17 protein-coding genes and 1 riboswitch are annotated in these 17028 nt (G+C 59.3%); of the genes, 4 read left to right on the top strand and 13 right to left on the bottom strand.

Annotation, left to right across the window (positions count from 1 at the left end; translation table 11 throughout):
* Positions 1-244 precede the first annotated feature (244 nt).
* Both L8U60_RS01860 and L8U60_RS01855 read right to left on the bottom strand, forming a co-directional pair.
* A complete protein-coding gene (locus tag L8U60_RS01860; protein ID WP_269964697.1) occupies positions 245-634 on the bottom strand; it encodes a DUF3040 domain-containing protein in 390 nt (129 codons plus the stop codon).
* A gap of 98 nt (positions 635-732) precedes the next feature.
* Positions 733-1170, bottom strand: a complete 438-nt coding sequence (locus L8U60_RS01855; RefSeq protein WP_269964696.1) for an SAV_6107 family HEPN domain-containing protein — start codon at positions 1168-1170, stop codon at positions 733-735.
* Positions 1171-1308: 138 nt separating this feature from the next.
* Here L8U60_RS01855 and L8U60_RS01850 point away from each other — a divergent pair, with 138 nt between their 5' ends.
* The 3 genes from L8U60_RS01850 to L8U60_RS01840 all read left to right on the top strand — a co-directional run bounded on the left by L8U60_RS01850 (position 1309) and on the right by L8U60_RS01840 (position 4467).
* Entirely contained in the window at positions 1309-1866 is a 558-nt protein-coding gene (locus L8U60_RS01850) for a GNAT family N-acetyltransferase (RefSeq protein ID WP_269964695.1), read from the top strand.
* Positions 1867-1936: 70 nt separating this feature from the next.
* Positions 1937-3040, top strand: coding sequence for a polyprenyl synthetase family protein (locus L8U60_RS01845; RefSeq protein ID WP_269964694.1), 1104 nt, complete (start codon positions 1937-1939; stop codon positions 3038-3040).
* A gap of 11 nt (positions 3041-3051) precedes the next feature.
* On the top strand, positions 3052-4467 hold the full coding sequence (locus L8U60_RS01840; protein ID WP_269964693.1) for an alpha-(1->6)-mannopyranosyltransferase A: 1416 nt from the start codon (positions 3052-3054) through the stop codon (positions 4465-4467).
* Here L8U60_RS01840 and L8U60_RS01835 read toward each other — a convergent pair.
* Entirely contained in the window at positions 4436-4804 is a 369-nt protein-coding gene (locus L8U60_RS01835) for an Rv2175c family DNA-binding protein (protein WP_420840136.1), read from the bottom strand. The genes L8U60_RS01840 and L8U60_RS01835 overlap by 32 nt on opposite strands.
* Before the next feature lie 58 nt (positions 4805-4862).
* On the opposite strand from L8U60_RS01835, the gene L8U60_RS01830 reads away from it, so the two are divergent.
* Complete coding sequence (locus tag L8U60_RS01830) at positions 4863-5990, top strand: protein kinase domain-containing protein (RefSeq protein ID WP_269964691.1); 1128 nt, start codon at positions 4863-4865, stop codon at positions 5988-5990.
* On the opposite strand, the gene L8U60_RS01825 is transcribed toward L8U60_RS01830, so the two are convergent.
* The 10 genes from L8U60_RS01825 to qcrC all read right to left on the bottom strand — a co-directional run bounded on the left by L8U60_RS01825 (position 5987) and on the right by qcrC (position 16981).
* On the bottom strand, positions 5987-7375 hold the full coding sequence (locus L8U60_RS01825; protein ID WP_269964690.1) for a class II 3-deoxy-7-phosphoheptulonate synthase: 1389 nt from the start codon (positions 7373-7375) through the stop codon (positions 5987-5989). The two genes, L8U60_RS01830 and L8U60_RS01825, sit on opposite strands and share 4 nt — an antisense overlap.
* Before the next feature lie 33 nt (positions 7376-7408).
* Entirely contained in the window at positions 7409-7921 is a 513-nt protein-coding gene (locus L8U60_RS01820) for a polyadenylate-specific 3'-exoribonuclease AS (protein WP_269964689.1), read from the bottom strand.
* Positions 7922-7932: 11 nt separating this feature from the next.
* Complete coding sequence (locus L8U60_RS01815; RefSeq protein ID WP_269964688.1) at positions 7933-8682, bottom strand: lysophospholipid acyltransferase family protein; 750 nt, start codon at positions 8680-8682, stop codon at positions 7933-7935.
* 7 nt (positions 8683-8689) lie between these two features.
* On the bottom strand, positions 8690-9649 hold the full coding sequence (locus tag L8U60_RS01810; RefSeq protein ID WP_269964687.1) for an ROK family protein: 960 nt from the start codon (positions 9647-9649) through the stop codon (positions 8690-8692).
* Positions 9650-9660: 11 nt separating this feature from the next.
* Positions 9661-10818, bottom strand: coding sequence for a glycosyltransferase family 4 protein (locus tag L8U60_RS01805; RefSeq protein WP_269964686.1), 1158 nt, complete (start codon positions 10816-10818; stop codon positions 9661-9663).
* Positions 10802-11818 (bottom strand): C40 family peptidase, encoded by a 1017-nt coding sequence (locus L8U60_RS01800; protein ID WP_269964831.1) that lies wholly within the window; start codon positions 11816-11818, stop codon positions 10802-10804. The genes L8U60_RS01805 and L8U60_RS01800 overlap by 17 nt, the downstream gene beginning before the upstream one ends.
* Before the next feature lie 195 nt (positions 11819-12013).
* Positions 12014-12754: a C40 family peptidase gene (locus tag L8U60_RS01795; RefSeq protein ID WP_269964685.1), complete on the bottom strand. Its 741-nt coding sequence runs from the start codon at positions 12752-12754 to the stop codon at positions 12014-12016.
* 8 nt (positions 12755-12762) lie between these two features.
* Positions 12763-12935: riboswitch (cyclic di-AMP (ydaO/yuaA leader) on the bottom strand.
* 358 nt (positions 12936-13293) lie between these two features.
* On the bottom strand, positions 13294-14913 hold the full coding sequence (qcrB, locus tag L8U60_RS01790; protein WP_269964684.1) for a cytochrome bc1 complex cytochrome b subunit: 1620 nt from the start codon (positions 14911-14913) through the stop codon (positions 13294-13296).
* Positions 14913-16136, bottom strand: coding sequence for a cytochrome bc1 complex Rieske iron-sulfur subunit (qcrA, locus tag L8U60_RS01785; protein WP_269964683.1), 1224 nt, complete (start codon positions 16134-16136; stop codon positions 14913-14915). Before qcrA ends, qcrB begins: the two co-directional genes overlap by 1 nt.
* The gene (qcrC, locus tag L8U60_RS01780) at positions 16133-16981 is read right to left on the bottom strand and encodes a cytochrome bc1 complex diheme cytochrome c subunit (RefSeq protein WP_269964682.1); all 849 of its coding nucleotides are present in this window, start codon (positions 16979-16981) and stop codon (positions 16133-16135) included. Before qcrC ends, qcrA begins: the two co-directional genes overlap by 4 nt.
* Positions 16982-17028: the final 47 nt, after the last annotated feature.

Below are 17028 nucleotides of genomic sequence, written 5' to 3'. Positions count from 1 at the left end.
CGAGCGCTCTGGGACCGAATAGGACCAGGGAGGCAGCCAGCCGTGTCACTTGCGGGCGCGTTGCCAGTGGGGCGAATACGTAACGGGACTGAAGTAAGGCCTGGAACCTTACTTAAGCCCGTTTTATACATCTTGACCAGTAGATATGCTGAAAATCAGACACACTTTCTGCTACTTAACCCCTACTTAACCCGCATAAAAAATTCCCCCTCGGTAACCGAGAGGGAATGAAGCTAGAAGCTAATTACTGGCCCTCAAACCTGCGACGGAAATTCTCTTCCATCTTGGACCCCATGCGACCGCGCTGCGACGGATGCTGTATGCGATCAACCTGGCGTGGACTGGGGTCTGCTGGGGTGCGAAGCGCCCACACGCCACCAGCAAACATGACAATGAAGCCAATGACACTCAAGCTCACAAACCACAGGCTTTGCGTCGCCAGAGCAACGCCACCCACAAGCAAGCACAGCCCGAGCACGATGAGCGCCAGCGAGCGAATGGTCAAACGCCCGGTCTCAGGACCATCCTGGAAGCGGGACGCCGAAGAAACAGATGCCCCGAACTTCGGGTCATCCGCAAGAAGCGACTCCTCAATCTCGCGGAGCAGCTGCTGTTCTTGGTCAGAAAGGGCCACGATTCCTCCAGCCGTGCACTTGATGTCCACTTTGAGGATATAACGACTCAGTGGGCGGGTTTGTTCCCCACGATAACAGCCCACGGGAAAAATGGCCCCTACGCGGCAGCCAAACCGTGGATTTCTCCTGCAACTTCCGCGTAGAAATCCGCCGCATCAGCGACCAGCGCTGTTGCCCTGGCAGGACTCGGGCGAAGCTCGATGCCGGAGGCAACCCGACCACGCAATGCCGAGTAGCCACTAAAGGTATCCGCCCACGCCTCTCCCCTAGCTCCAGTAATGCGCAATTTGTCCCAGGCACTCGATGGCAACCGTTTGCGCTTCGCTACAGCCGCGGACCCAGCAATAACAGCACCTGCAGTACGAAGGGCTGCGCGATAAGCGCTCTCGACAGCAAGGTCATATTCACCCCGCGCAATGCGGGCCTGTGCATCCGCGAGAAGCTCACGCGCTGAATCCAGGAATAAGTCATGCTGACTCGCACGCGGGACGGTGCCGTAAGCGCTACCGGTGGTGGCGGAAATAATGCTGTTCATGATGGTCTCCTCACTCTCATCGTTTTTGTGCCCCTCACATTAGAAAGCCCGTGCGACACGAGCACTCAACGACTCGAACACGCGTTCTAAATTGGGTATTTTCGCACGCTCCTCGGACCACCGTGGTTCGATAGTGGAGTGCCATTGACATTCCGCCACCTGACGGCGCCAGAGTTCATCGACCTGGCGCCGGCGCTCGTGGACCTCTACATCGCAGCGATGAAGTATCCGGTAACCATCCGTGATCAGCGCATCGCGGTGTGGCGACGCGATGCCGCTTCCTCTGGCTTTGCCGCGATCGCAGCGTATGACGGTGATCAGCTGGCGGGAATCGCATACGGCTTCAAGGGAACGCGCGATAAGTGGTGGGACCTCCAACTACGCCGAGGACTCTTTCGGCAGCAAGCCATGACGCCGGCAATGATCACGGTGATCCGCAACTACTTCGAAGTAGCAGAGGTCCACGTGGCCCCCGGGCTCCAGTGCAAAGGCACGGGCCGACAGCTGATGCATCGGTTGCTCGCCTGCACGAATGAGCCCTACGCACTTCTTTCCACTCCGGAGGTGCCAGGAGAAAAGAACGCGGCTTTCGGGCTGTACCGCTCGCTTGGTTTCTTGGATGTGCTCCGTAATTTCACCTACGAAGGTGATAGCCGTCCATTTGCCATACTTGGCCGGAAACTGCCTCTCACGTAGCTCCCGCACCTCACTGTAAAGTGAGCGGTATTGTTTACCGCCCGCAACTGGTTAAAGGAGCCGTGTTTCCGTGGGACAATCCCCCTTCAGTTCCGCCCCCATCCTCGATGAGATCCCGGCGGCAGTAGAACGGCAGCTGGAAGATTTCCTGAACGAGGTCTCCCCGCCTGTTGCTGGCATCGGCGGACCAGTAGCAGATGCCGTTGCTCTGCTCCAAGGCTTTGTGCTTGGTGGCGGAAAGCGTATTCGCCCTACGTTCGGTTGGGTGGGATATACCGCGGCTGGTGGGCTGGATGCAGGTGCGGAGGATCCGTCGGCAGTTCTGCGGGCAGTCAGTGCCTTGGAGTTCATTCAGGCGTGTGCGTTGATCCACGACGACATCATTGATGCCTCTGATACCCGGCGCGGCAACCCCACCGTTCACCGCTCAGCAGCAGCAAACCACCGTGAGCGAGGCTGGCACGGTGATGCCGATGTCTTTGGACAGAACGTGGCCATCCTCATTGGTGACCTTGCGTTGGTGTGGGCCGATGACATGTGGCACGGTTCCGGTTTGAGCACTGCTGCCCGTGATCGCGCACATGAACCGTGGCGTGGGATGCGCAGTGAAGTGATTGGTGGCCAGATTCTGGACATCTCCCTTGAAGCCTCCGGCTCGGAGAGCGAAGACCTGGCTAATGCGGTGAATGTGTACAAGACCGCTGCCTACACCATTGAACGTCCGCTTCACCTGGGTGCGGCAGTGGCGGGTGCGGATGAGAAGACCATCGCAGCGTTGCGTGGTTATGGCCGTGACATCGGTGTGGCATTCCAGTTGCGCGATGACCTGCTCGGTGTCTTCGGTGATCCGGAGATCACCGGTAAACCCGCCGGGGACGACCTGCGCGAAGGCAAGCGCACCGTTCTGTATTCCCTCGCATTGAAGTGGGCCGATGAACATGATCCAGCCGCAGCAGCAAAGCTGCGCGCCGGCATCGGTGTGGTGCAGGAGCCAGAGGATATTGCTGAGCTCGCGGGGATTGTGGAGGAAACGGGAGCGGTGGAGGCCGTCGAAAAGCGAATTGCTGATCTGACGGAATCTGGCCTTGCTTCTCTTGAGCACGCGAACCTCGACCACCATGCGGCGGAAGCCATGAAGACCATGGCTGAAAAATCTACTGCGCGACGTTTGTAAAGGATTGTTCGTTGGCAGCACGCTCTTGGATCATCCCGCTTGGTGTCGTGGGCTCAACGCTCATGATGCTGGGCTCTTTTGGCGCCGGCGCGACGCGCAATCGTGGCGGGGCACTCGACGCACTCGGCTGGTCATTTCTGAATTACGGCCACGCACGTGGACTCATGGACGTGGCATTGACCACGGGTTTAGTCCTGCTTGTCGCCGCATGGGTGTTGTTGGGCAGTGAGCGCCGTGAAAAGGTTGTTCGCACCGCGTTGTGGGCATGGACGGCGCCTTTGATCCTTGCGGCGCCGCTGATGTCGCGCGACGTGTACTCCTACTTGATGCAGGGTGCAATGGTCCGCGACGGGTTCGACCCGTATTCGGAAGGCGCTGCGGTCAACCCAGGGCCTTATCTGTTGGAGGTTTCCCACGACTGGCGCAACACCACCACCCCGTACGGGCCGTTGCACCTGTGGATCGGCGATGGGGTGACCACGCTCGTCGGCGACAACGTGGCGGCCGGTCTCATCGTGTACAAGCTCATTTCCCTCGTCGGCTTTGTGGCGATCGCGCTTGCGATTCCACGCATCGCGGAGCATCTCGGTGGGAATCCGGCGCTCGCGCTCTGGTTGGGTGTGGCGAACCCGGTGATGATCATCCACATGGTCGGCGGTATGCACAACGAATCCGTGATGGTCGGCCTCGTCTCCGTGGGGTTGCTGGCCTGCTTGCGTGGGCGTTTTGCTGCTGGCATTGTCACGATCGGTATCGCTGTATCTCTCAAGGCCACCGCCGCTATTGCCCTGCCGTTCGTCGTGTGGATGATGCTGCGGCGATACGCACCTGACGGCACCGCGCTGCAGAAGCGCATTGGTGTCTTCCTTGTTTCAGGCATCGCAGTAGTTGGCCTATCCGTCGCCGCCGTCGCAGCGGTGACGTGGGGTTCTGGCACATCCTGGGGCTGGCTCGCACAGATCTCCGGCAATTCGAAGGTGGTCAACCCACTGTCAGGCGCCACGCTCATGGCGGATGCGGTCGCACCGTTCTTCTTGCTTATCGACGAAACCTTCCGCTACAACACCATCCTCACCGGTGCCCGCACCATGGGCTCATTACTCATGCTCGCCGGGTTGGTGGCAGCGTGGGCTATCTTCCGTCAATCTGACCGGCGCGCGATCATGGGCATCACCTTGGCCTACCAGGTAGCGTTCTTGTTCAACGCAGTCACCCTGCCGTGGTACTTTGCCTCCTCCATCTCCCTGGTGGGCACCTTTAGTCCACGACCATGGGTGATCAAGCTGACGGTGGCGGCGTCCGTTGTGGTTGCACTGGCCTTCATGGGCAGCGGTAACCACCGCTTCTATGACGGCTGGTGGATGCTCCTCACCGTCGTCGCAGCATGGCTAGCTGCTAAAAGGCCATTGCCTGAGCACGCCGAATAACTTCGCGCGCGCCGTGCCCGTGAAGCGCATCAATCGGGCGCCCCGGCAAGCTGTCATCCGGGGTGAACAGGTAACCCAAAATCTCATCCTGGGTAAAACCGCCGTCCAGCAAGACGGTGATGGCACCGGAGATGAATTTGGAGAGACCCCCGTCGACGTCGAGAAGCGCGGCAGGAACAACCTTCTTCCCTTCCTTCTTCCAGGAGAGGAGCTTGCCCGCGTTAACGTAGTCGTGCACTTTGGTGACGGGAACGTTGAGCTGCTCCGCAACGTCTGGGAAGGCCAGCAACGTCTCGCCGGCAAGCAGGGCATCAAGGTCGTAATTCTCTGTATTCACGGTGACCACTCTACGTCAGCTACCACTTCAATCCAGCTGTGCACCATACTTAAACACCATGAGTGAACTTCAGCCCGGCGATGTGTTGGAAGGCCGGTACGTCATCGACCGCCCCATCGCGCGCGGAGGAATGTCCACCGTGTACCGCTGTTTGGATACACGCCTTGACCGTGAAGTCGCAGCTAAGGTCATGGATCCCCGTTATCTCGATGATGAGGTTTTCCTGGACCGTTTCTCCCGCGAAGCCCGTGCCATGGCGCAACTGTCCCACCCGAATCTCGTGGGTGTCTATGACTTTTCCGCTGATGGGGAGGATGTATTCCTCATCATGGAGCTCATCACCGGCGGTACCTTGCGTGAACTCCTCGCTGAGCGCGGACCAATGCCGCCACACGCTGCCGCTGAGGTGATGCGCGGCATGCTCACGGGCCTTGCTGTTGCCCATGATCGTGGGCTTGTGCACCGAGACATCAAGCCTGACAACATCCTCATCGGCGGTGACCACACCGTAAAACTCGCTGATTTCGGCCTCGTTCGCGCCGCCAGCGAATCCAGCCGATCCACCGATCAGATCGTGGGCACCGTTGCCTATATCGCGCCGGAACAGGTCGACGGTTCGCCGTTGAGCCTGGCAACGGACGTGTACTCAGCCGGCATCGTGCTCTTTGAGCTACTCACCGGCACCGTGCCTTTCCACGGCGACACCCCACTTGGTCACGCCATGGCACGGCTCCAGCATGATGTCCCGCCGCCAAGCAGTCGCATTTCGGGAGTGCCCATGCTTTTCGACGAATTGACGGCCTCCGCCACCGCCCGCAACCCACGCGATCGTTTCACCGGCGCCCACGAATTCCTCGACGCACTCGACGATGTGTCCGCGAGCTTGCGCCTCCCCCACTTCGTAGTGCCGCTGCCCACCCAATCAGCCGCGCACCGCGTCGCTGCGATTCCCACCAGCATCACGCACGTGCCGGAGGTGGTTCCGGAAGAGGTTGAAGAGCTTGAAGAGGTTGAGCCGTATGCTGAACCGCACCGACCTGAGCCAGAGACTAATCGCTCCACCCCACGACTGGTGGTTGCTTTGCTTCTCATGACAGCAGCCACCGCGGCTGTCGCCGTCGGTGGCTGGTGGTACGGTTCCGGATTCTACGGGGTGATCCCCGAACTCATCCGGCCAGCGTTTTAGTTGCGGAGCATCTCCGCAACCAGGAAGGCAAGCTCCAGAGCCTGCTCGGTGTTCAGGCGCGGGTCGCACGCGGACTCGTAGCGGCCCGGCAGATCAATATCCGTGATGTCCTGAGCACCACCCAGGCACTCCGTGACATGCTCACCGGTGAGCTCAATGTGGATACCGCCCGGGTGAGTACCCAGGTGACGGTGCACCTCGAAGAAGCCCTGGACCTCATCGATGATCTTGTCGAAGTGGCGGGTCTTGTAACCATTCGATGCCGTGAAAGTGTTGCCGTGCATCGGGTCAGACTGCCAAATAACCTTGTGGCCCTCGCGCTCCACTGCCTGAACGATGCCCGGCAGAACCTCACGCACCTTGTCATGGCCCATGCGCGCCACAAAGGTCAGGCGACCCGGCTGGCGGTTCGGGTCCAGCTTCTCCGCGTAACGGACAGCTTCCTCCGGCGTCACCGTCGGACCGAGCTTCAGGCCAATCGGGTTATCAATGAGAGCCGCGAAGTTCACGTGGAAGTCATCCAGACCACGCGTGCGCTCACCGATCCAGAGCTGGTGCGCCGACAGATCGTAGAGCTTCGTATCGCCGTTCTCATCCTTAGCCAAGCGCAGCATCGCACGCTCGTAGTCCACGAGCAGAGCCTCGTGGGAAGCGTAAATCTCAGAGGTACGCAGTTCACGGTCGTTCACGCCGCAGGCGTCCATGAAGTGCAGCGAGCGCGTGATCTCGCGCGACAGTGCCTCATAACGTGCGCCAGCGGCGGAATTAGCCACGAACTCGCGGTTCCATGCCTCCACGCGGTATAAATCAGCAGTACCGGACGTGGTCAGTGCGCGAACCAGGTTCATCGCAGCAGACGCATTCGCGTAAGCACGAACCATGCGCGCTGGATCGTGCTTACGTGCCTCTGGCGTCGGATCAACACCATTAACAATGTCACCGCGGTAATTCGGCAAACCGTTCTCATCCAGATCAGACGAACGCGGCTTGGCGTACTGGCCTGCGATACGAGCCAGCTTCACCACTGGGGTGGAAGCGCCGTAAGTCAGCACAACCGCCATCTGCAGCAAGGTCTTAATGTTGGCGCGAATATGAGGCTCAGTGTTGGACTCGAACGTCTCCGCACAGTCACCGCCCTGCAGCAAGAAAGCCTTACCCTCAGCTACCTCTGCAAGCTGGTGCTTCAGCTTGTGAATCTCCGGTGCCACAACAACCGGCGGCACGGATTCGAGGATCTTACGGACGTAAAGGGCTGCATTCTCATCCCACGTGGGCTGCTGCTTCGCGGGAAGGTTCACAACCTCTTGGAACGATTCAAAAATATCGCCCGGCAAGGGTGGAAGATCAGGGAGTACTTCTTTGGGGATGTCTACTGTCCAGCTCATTCTATAAGTTCTAGCACGTCGTAGACGGTATGCCTATCTATTTGATACAAACCCACGCCGATCGAGCGGAAGTGCCCGCTGGCAGGCGCGGAACTTATGAAGGTTATGGCGCGCATCCACGAGCGCATCATGGTTGTCTTTCGGTGTTCGCGGCAGCGACGGCCGGCCCGCCATATCCCAGTACTGCTTCAGCTCCCGGGTATAACGCGGCAGGTCCTTGGGCAGCTTCGTCATATCGCCCCACAGCTGTGCAAACACCACGTGATCGTAAGCGCCCACCCATGCCCACAGCTCCGGCCGCTGGCCGTCGGTAGTGAGGAATTCGTAGACCTCATCCCGGATCTGCCGCTGTGGTTTCCACACCGGATTATCCAGGTTGGGCAGCTTAGCCAGCACGTTCTCCCGCACCCAGCGGTTTGCGCGCGAACCATCAAAGTCAGTAGACACGGCATAGTACTCGCGCCCATCCTCAGCAACGATGCCGATGGATACGAGGGTGATCGTGTCACCGTCTTCGATGAATTCAGTGTCGTAAAAGTACCGCACAAAACGCCTAACTAGAACTGGTCCCCGGTTGGCTCGGTGCCCTTCGGGTAACCCTTGCCAGCTTCGAGTGACTTCTTCACATCAGCGGCATACGCATCCACGTAGGGGTAACCCGACATCTCCACGAGCTGCTGCATGAAAAAGTCCGTGAACGGACGCCACACTGCCGGATCATCCGGCTCAAAGCCGTTATCGCGCGCCCACTGGTGCGGGTCAACCGGCTTGCCGATCTTCACGCGCACCTTGGCCGGCCGCGGAATCCACGAGCCAATCGGATTGGCATCACGGGTACCAATCATGGCAACCGGAATGCACGGCACACCCGATTCCATAGCTACGCGCGCCATGCCGGTCTTGCCTTTGTAAATTCGGCCGTCGGGCGAACGAGTGCCCTCCGGGTAGATGCAGAACAGATCACCGTTGTCGAAGACCTCCTGTGTCACCTTCAACAGTGCAGAACCTGCGTCCTTGGACTCGCGGTCAATGGGGACCTGCCCCACTGCCGTCATAAAAAACTTCTGAACTGCACCGGACAGGCCCGGGGAGGTGAAGTACTCCTTCTTCGCTGGGTGAACCAGCTGGCGCGGGCACACCAGTGGGAAGTAGAAGGAATCCATCACTGCCTGGTGGTTAGACACCATGAGCGCCGGCGTACCTTCCGGCGGGATATTCTCCAGCCCGTAAGTCTCCGGCCGGTTCCACACACGCAGCCACGGCCCAATCAGGATGTACTTAAAGAACTTGTACCACTTGTTGTTCATGTTTCCTCTACATCAGGTGTCGGGCCAAATCAGCAACGCCGATCATACCCGCCTGGGAACCCAATTCCGCTGTTTCCAGGCGTGGCAATGGACGGAAACCAGCGCCCACCACTGATCGGGACATGATCTCCTCTGCGGTACCCAGGAATAAGTCCGCATCACGGCTCACTCCCCCGCCAAGAACGATGAGCTCTGGGTCCAACACATCACACACCATTGACAGGCCCTGGCCCAACCAGTGTGCGAAGTGGTCCATCGTCGCTAAGCCCAATGCGTCGCCCGCACGGGCAGCGGCGACAACATCATTGCCTGTGGCGCGTTTGTCCACTGCTTTTCGGTAGAGCTTGCAAGATTCAAAACCACCCTTGGTAGCAATCTCTACCGCGGTGTCCACCAGTGCGGTGCCAGATGCGTAGCGCTCCAAACAGCCTTGCTTGCCACACGAGCAGGCACGACCACCAGGCACCACGGTCACATGACCAAATTCAGGCGCAGTGCCGTACGCCCCGCGATAGATCTCGCCGTTCTGCATAAGCGTCGCACCAATTCCTGTGCCCACCGCGAACAGAACCCAAGTATCGGCCTTTTGAGCAGCACCGAACCGGTACTCACCCCACGCAGCGGAATTCGCGTCATGCTCCAAGCGCACGGGGAGTTTCAGTTCTTCTTGCAGAATCTTCCGCACCGGCGCGTTGTCCTGCCACGGCAAGTGCGGAGCAAAACGAACAACCTCACAGTAAGGGTCGAGGAATCCAGCAACAGCAAGCCCCACGGAACCAATCGAATCTGCGTGGCCACGGTCGCGCAGAGTATTCACCATGCCCACGATCGCGCCTTGCAGCTCTTCCGCAGTATGCGGGGTGCTTGTGGACTCCACATCAAGGACGTGGCCGCGCTCATCGACGACACCAGCACGGGTATTGGTACCCCCGATATCGAACCCGATGGTCAGCTTTGCCTTAGACATAGCGCTTCATTCTAGACCCGCCCATCAAACAGCACGCCGTCGAGTCTGTCCCCCAAGGCCTCCCAGGAAAAAACATCGGAAACATGTTCGCGTCCCTTACGCCCCATTGCTTTTCGACGCTCCTTGTCCCCCAACAATTCCACCACCGCTTCCGCAACATCCTGGGTGCTCGCCCCATCGACGACAAGGCCGGTGTCCGGAGTAACCGTTTCCGGTGCACCGCCGGACAACCCCGCGAGGACAGGCACACCACACGCTTGGGCTTCAAGGTAGACAATGCCTAGGCCTTCCACATCCAACCCACCGCCGCGAGTACGCGCCGGCATAGCCATGATGTCTGCCGCTGCGACGAGATCCCGCATATCTGTCCTGGACAGGCGACCATGCAAGGTCACAGCATCACCGTAGGGCCGAGCAAGCTGGTCAAGGGTTTTCCGATACGGGCCCTCCCCGATCACAGCGAGCCGTGCATCGGGGAACGCTTCCTGTACCGTCTTCCAACCACGAATGAGCTTGTCCTGCCCCTTACGCGCCACAAGCCTGGACGCCACAACAACCAGCGGTTCATCCCCATAACCAAATTTTGAACGCGTCTGCAGTTTTTCCTCTGAAGACGCCGGCCGGAAGAATTCCGTATCCACTCCCGAAGGCAACGCAACATACAAGGGACGCGTACCAAAGGCAGAAGAGAAACGACGTCGCGTGTATTCCGACACATATGTCAACGTGTCCGTGGTGTTGCCAATGCGGCGCAGCATCTGACGCGCACCAGGCAACATCGACCACCCAACTTCATGCCCATGGGTGGTGGAAACGATCGTCTGCGCACCTGCCTCACGCGCCTGCTGTGCAAGGAGCGCCAAAGGCGCAGCCGCACCAAACCACACTGTGTCGATCTGGTACTCACGGATGATCTGCTTCATCTCCCGAGCTGTTGCCGGGGTGGGCAGCATCACCCGATGGGGCCAGCGGTGGATGGGGTAGGTCTGGGAGGCGTCGAAAAGCTTTGCTGCTTCCTCATCTTGTGTTGACGCGAACACGATGATCGAATCACTGCCGCGACGCGCAACAACCTCTGAAACGAACTGCTCTAAATACGACTGAATCCCGCCAACCGTCGGCGGGAAATCATTCGTAACCAGCAGAACCCGACTAGTAGCGGACTGCACCCTGCACCGGCATCGAATTCAGAGGAACAACCTGAACCGGAATGCCATAGTCCGAAGCATGAACCACCTGGCCATTACCGATGTACATGCCCACGTGCGTCACGCCCGGGTAGTAGCCGATGATGTCGCCCGGCTGAAGCTCCGACATGGACACACGTGTACCGCCAGCCAGCTGAGCCTGCGATGTACGCGGAATGGACTTTCCGTTCTGAGCGTAGGACCACACCATCAGACCAGAGCAATCAAACTGGTTCGGACCGGTAGCGCCCCAACCATACGGCGAGCCCAGCTTGGACAAAGCCGAAGCAACAACCCCGGTGCCATACGCAGACGGCGGAACGTTGAGAGCAACCGGACCGTTCTTCTCTTCCCAGCGCAGGCGCTGCTCAGGAGTGAAGCCATCAACCTTGGCCTCAATCTCCTTCACCTTCTCATCGAGCTCTTTACGCTCACGATCCAGCTTGTCACGCTTGCCCTCCAGCTGGCTTTGACGGAAATTAGCCACGGCGACGGCAATATCAGCATCCGTTGCGCGCGAAGCAGCTTCCTCGTTCAGGCGCTGGGACTCTGCCAGGGTCCGCTGCGCGGAACGAGCCAAAGAACCGAGATAAGAAGACCGGTCAATCGCCTCCTGTGGGTTCGCCGACTTCAGAGCGTTCACGTGCGCATCGTTGGACAGGTTGCGGTACTGCGTCCGCGCACTCTCGTCGACCTCACCCTGCGCGCCGGAACGAGCGTTCTTCGCTTCCTCCGCGGCACGGCGCGCTTCCTCTGCAGACTCGCGCAGAGCCGCGACCTCGCCCTCCCCCTTGGCGATCTCGTCTTCGATTTCCTTAACTTCCTCCGACTTAGCCGTCGCTTCCTCGGAGATAGCACTGAGCTCCTCAATGATGTGATCCACCTCATCAGCCTGAGCCGGAACAGAAACAGTGGACGCTGAGAAGCCAGCAAGAAGTCCCGCCACGACTACTGGACGGAAACGGAAGGAAGCACGATGCATGCCCACTAGAAGCGACCTCTTTCTCGGACAGAAATAACTAGTTTGAAACAACTAGCTTGAAGCTCAAAACCTCTATTAAAGGTATAGCGCTCGCCCCCACCGGTCAAACGCCGAATAACGCTAAAACAGCTGGTTGTTACAGGTGTGAAAATTGAGAAAGCCCGGCCGAAGCCGGGCTCACGATTCCTCTACCGCTTAGAAACGAACAGCGGAGTGAATCGGCATCAGGTTCAGCGGACGGTAGCCCACCGGGGTGCCAGAGTTCAGAGCGTCAATGATCTGACCGTTGCCGGCGTAGATGCCGACATGGGAAGCGCCAGAGTAGTAGACAACGATGTCACCCGGCTGCAGGTCTGAAATAGCCACGCGCTGACCAGCAGCAGCCTGTGCGCCAGAGGTGCGCGGGATGGACTTACCAGCCTGAGCGTAAACCCAGGAGGTGAAGCCAGAGCAGTCAAACGCGTTCGGGCCGGCAGCGCCGTAGACGTACGGGGAACCAATCTTGGACTTAGCGATCTCGAGGATGCGCTGGCCCTGCGGCTGGACCGGTGCCGGTGCGGCAGCCTGTGCTGCGCCACGGTACTGGGCAGGCGCGCCAGCGTACTTAGCCTCAACGCCCGCGATCCACTGGTTGAAGCCCGGGATAGCGTTCAGGCCAGCATTTGCCTTAGCAGCCTGGATAGCAGCGTTCACGTTTGCGTTCGGCGTAGCCTTACCAGCGAGGGACGGAACCCAAGCCTCAATGCCCGGCACGTTCGCAAGACCCGGGATGTTCTCGACGCCCGGCACGTCAGCAGCAAAGGCAGAGTTAGGAACACGAACCTCTGCAGCGTTAGCAGCAGTCGGTGCAACGAGGGTTGCGCCGGCGATGACGGCGGATGCAGCGGTAAGACCACGCTTGGTAGCGGACGTGGTCTGGCGGCGATGCTTAGCCACTATGTAACTCCATATCTTCCAGTCGCCTACCGGGTTAGCTGTCGGGTTCGGTGCTAGAGATCACCTCGAGGAAGCTCCGGCACCTTGCGGCACCCCTTACTTCCCGTTCACCCCAGGAACATTTCGGTTCCCCGGCTTCCTTCTGCCTGACGGCAGTTCAGGAACTCGGCTGTATGTATTTACGATGTCTAGGTTTCGCTTGCCGCTCTGTGGCTGCAAGGTCTCGACTAGGTTACGAAACGGACACAACGATTGTCTAACGACGCGCCCGTTATTTAGTCGTTATTTAAAAATTCCAGGACTTTGCCAGATATCCCCAACCTCTGTCGCAACACCTTTGCTGTGAGTGACACCCTCAGAAATGACGCTCTACCTGCGGTTACATGAAGCCGAGACGCACAAGCCACAACGGAGGAAAACCTCAACTTCCACCTGAGAAATTCTTATTGTGATCTTAGTCACACATAAGAAGTTTATCGTTTTGTTACAAGTAAAAGGCCCCTCTCCCACTGTCGGGAAAGGGGCCTTAAGGGACCGGTTTACTTGCCGGCGTCGCGGTCAGTCGAGGACTTCTCCGCCTCGAGTGCGCGCAGGGTCTCCACCTCTTCGTGGTGGTTGTTGCGTGCGATCTCGTTGCGGCGAGCGACGAGAGCCGGGTCGTCCGACTTGAAGATGCCGGAGGTCTCGGAGTCAGCGTAGCCGAGCTCGTTCATCTGCTTCGGAACACGTGCGCCACCGTACTCCAGCGGGATCTGGTGACCGTGCTCGTCCACCGGGCCAATCGGCTGGTGGATCTCAACAAACGCACCGTTCGGCAGCTTCTGGATCACACCGGTTGCAACACCATGCTCCAGGACCTCGCGGTCGGAGCGCTGCAGGCCGATGCAGATGCGGTAGGTGATGAAGTAAGCCAGCGGCGGCAGAACCAGCAGACCGATACGACCGATCCAGGTCATAGCGTTCAGCGAGATCTGGAAGTGGTAAGCGAAGAGGTCGTTACCACCGGACAGCGTGAGCAGCAGGAAGAAGACCAGGCCCATAACGCCGATACCGGTACGAACCGGGACATCGCGCGGACGCTGCAGCAGGTTGTGGTGCTCGTCGTCGCCGGTGACCTTCTTCTCAATGAAGGGGTACGCCATCAGAGCGACAACCATAGCACCTGCAAGCAGAGCAACCCAGAACACACCCGGGATGGTGTAGTTGCCAAGGTAGAGCTCCCATGCCGGCATGACACGAGCAGCACCGTCAGTCCACAGCATGTAGATATCCGGCTGGGAACCTGCGGACACCTGCGACGGGTTGTACGGACCAATGTTCCAGATCGCATTAATGGTGGTCACACCAGCCATGAGCGCGAGGACACCGAAGACCACCATGCCGAAGCCAACTGCCTTGACGGCGAAGACCGGCATAATGCGGACGCCCACGACGTTGTTCTCGGAGCGACCCGGGCCCGGGAACTGGGTGTGCTTCTGGAACCAGACGAGCAGCAGGTGCGCAGCGATGAGCGCGAGGATGATGCCCGGCAGGATCAACACGTGCAGGATGTAGAAACGATCCAGCATGAGGTCGGACGGGAAGTCGCCACCGAACATTGCCCAGTGCATCCAGGTACCGATGATCGGCAGACCCACGATGATGGCGGACATAATGCGGAGACCAACACCGGAGAGCAGGTCATCCGGCAGGGAGTAACCCATGAAGCCTTCAGCCATGCCCAGGAGGATCAGGGTGGAACCGATGATCCAGTTAGCCTCACGCGGGCGACGGAAAGCACCAGTGAAGAAGACACGCATCATGTGGGCGAACATCGCCATCATGAACATGAGCGCTGCCCAGTGGTGCATCTGACGGATGAACAAGCCACCGCGAACCTCGAACGAGATGTCCAGAGCGGTTGCGTAGGCGCGAGACATCTCGACACCGTTCAGCGGCAGGTAGCCACCTTCATAGATGACCTTCGTAATGGAAGGGTCAAAGAAGAGTGCGAGGTAAACACCGGTCAGCAGCAGGATGATGAAGCTGTACAGCGCCATCTCACCAAGCATGAACGACCAGTGGGTCGGGAAGACCTTGTTCAGCTGCGGGCGAACAACGCCCGCGATAGTGAACCGCGAATCAGCGTTGTCCGCGGCTTTTGCGAGTTTCGTGCTCATTAGGACTTACGCTCCCAGAATGCCGGGCCAACGGGCTCAATGAAGTCCCCGCGGGCAATGAGGTAACCGTCTTCGTCGATGTCGATCGGCAGCTGCGGCAGAGCGCGTGCTGCCGGGCCGAACACCGGCTTGCCGTACTGCAACGCGTCGAACTGCGACTGGTGGCAGGGGCAAAGAATGCGGTTGGTTTGCGCCTCGTAGAGAGAGGTCGGGCAACCAATGTGGGTACAAATCTTCGAGTAGGCGTAGTAGTCGCCGTAGTGGAAGTCCTCCTGGCCTTCGCGCTCGATAGCCTTCTCGGCATCGGCGGAACGCAGGCGGATCAACATGACAGCGTTACGTGGGCCGTGCAGCGAGTGCATGTGCTGCTCGTAGACGTCACGCTCAGCGTCGTACTTGTCGCCATCGTTGACATCTTCTTCCAGAAGCGGGAAGACCGTCTCCATAGAAGCAGCGTCAAGATCCTCCGGGCGCATACGCACCAGGCGGGAGACACCCGCGGTGCTGTAGTGGTCACCCTTGCCGGTCTCATGCAGCTCTGCAATAGCACCGGTGTCACGGCCGAGGTACAGCTTCGTGCCGTTACGGGCCATGGACCAACCCTGGGTCCACAGGGTGCCGTCACCGAGGTAGTTCATGTCGTGACGCACACGCCATGGGTTCTTGATGAGGCCACCCATCGGGGCGATGATCGCCAGACCAGCCATGAGGCCGGCACCGCCGAGCAGGCCCTTCATCACCTTGCGGCGACCAAGGGTGGAGGTCTGCCATGCATCATTCAGCAGAGCCGTCGTCGTACGACGATCCAGCTCTGAGGAACGGCCGTCGTGGCGACGCTGGACAGCGACCTCTTCCGGCACGAACTTCTTCACGTACTGGATGATGGCGAAGCCAAGTGCTGCGAGTGCCAGACCAGAGGTCAAACCGAGCAGCGGGGTGTACAGCGAGTAGAGGAAGAGACCCTCATCGCCGTGGAACTTAGCCTCCCACGGCCAGAACAGGTAAACACCCAGGAAGGCGATACCCATCACGATAGAGATGATCAGCCAGGTGTTGACGCCTGCGGCGGCACGCTTCTCAGCCGGATCATTCTCAATCGGCCAGCGTTCCTTGCGGTACGCAATCGTCACGTCATCGAGCTCGGTACCCAGGGCAGCCAGCTCGGCATTGCTCATCTTCTCGAGCTCAGCGTCGGTGTAGTTCTTCTTCACTTCATTGCTCATGAGCGCGATCCAATCCACATAGCAGCGGCGCCAACCAGGGTGACACCGATAATCCACATTGCCAGGCCTTCAGCGACCGGGCCGATGCCACCAAGTGCCCAGCCGGACGGGCTCGGGGTTTCCTTGGCGGACTTGATGAAAGCGATGATGTCGCGCTTCTCATCAGCAGACAGCTGACGGTCGGAGAACTTAGGCATGTTCTGTGGGCCGGTCAGCATTGCCTGGTAGATCTCCTGCTCGTTAGCAGGGTCCAGGACCGGTGCGTACTTACCGGAAGACAGTGCGCCACCACGACCAGTGAAGTTGTGGCAGGAGGCACAGTTCAGGCGGAAGAGCTCAGAACCGCGTGCGACGTCGGCAGCCTGAATGTTGCCGTCGTAGTTCTTACCGCGGAGTTCTTCCATGGCGATGGAGCCGTCTTCGTTGTAGACGAGCTCCGGGCCGCCGCCGTTAGCTGCAACATAAGCGGCGATGGCGAGGGTCTGAGCCTCGGTGTAACGCGGCTTCTTACGCTCAGCCTGTGCGTCGTTGGACTTCATCGGCATACGGCCAGAGTTGACCTGGAAGTAGACGGCACCTTCACCGGTACCAATCAGCGACGGTCCGCGATCCTTGACGCCCTGCAGGTTTGCACCGTGGCAGGTGATGCAGGCGAAGTCGTAGAGATCCTTGCCCTCTTGGATCATCGCCTGGTCGTCGCGCTGGGCGGTGGCAACCTGAGCATCCGGAGTCAGAGCAGCGGCCAGAAGGCCGGCACCCGTGAGACCGAAGGTCAGCGCCATGGCGCCAGCTGCGGAACGACGCAACTTGCGGCGATTCCGCGCCTTCTTTGGGGTGTTATCCATGTTGATCCCTTAGCGAAAATCGGTGTTCAGTTTCATCTGCGCTAAGA

The sequence above is a fragment of the Corynebacterium meitnerae genome (assembly GCF_027570075.1).
GTDB classification, from domain to species: domain Bacteria; phylum Actinomycetota; class Actinomycetes; order Mycobacteriales; family Mycobacteriaceae; genus Corynebacterium; species Corynebacterium meitnerae.
The sequence above is the reverse complement of the archived record's forward strand: the minus strand, read 5'-3'. Positions and strand labels throughout refer to the sequence as shown.

Coding starts and splice junctions, on each gene's coding strand:
- L8U60_RS01855 (WP_269964696.1), bottom strand. CDS start 1,170: ATGAACAGCATTATTTCCGCCACCACCGGTAGCGCTTACGGCACCGTC.
- L8U60_RS01830 (WP_269964691.1), top strand. CDS start 4,863: ATGAGTGAACTTCAGCCCGGCGATGTGTTGGAAGGCCGGTACGTCATC.
- L8U60_RS01825 (WP_269964690.1), bottom strand. CDS start 7,375: ATGAGCTGGACAGTAGACATCCCCAAAGAAGTACTCCCTGATCTTCCA.
- L8U60_RS01815 (WP_269964688.1), bottom strand. CDS start 8,682: ATGAACAACAAGTGGTACAAGTTCTTTAAGTACATCCTGATTGGGCCG.
- L8U60_RS01810 (WP_269964687.1), bottom strand. CDS start 9,649: ATGTCTAAGGCAAAGCTGACCATCGGGTTCGATATCGGGGGTACCAAT.
- L8U60_RS01800 (WP_269964831.1), bottom strand. CDS start 11,818: ATGCATCGTGCTTCCTTCCGTTTCCGTCCAGTAGTCGTGGCGGGACTT.
- qcrB (WP_269964684.1), bottom strand. CDS start 14,913: ATGAGCACGAAACTCGCAAAAGCCGCGGACAACGCTGATTCGCGGTTC.
- qcrA (WP_269964683.1), bottom strand. CDS start 16,136: ATGAGCAATGAAGTGAAGAAGAACTACACCGACGCTGAGCTCGAGAAG.
- qcrC (WP_269964682.1), bottom strand. CDS start 16,981: ATGGATAACACCCCAAAGAAGGCGCGGAATCGCCGCAAGTTGCGTCGT.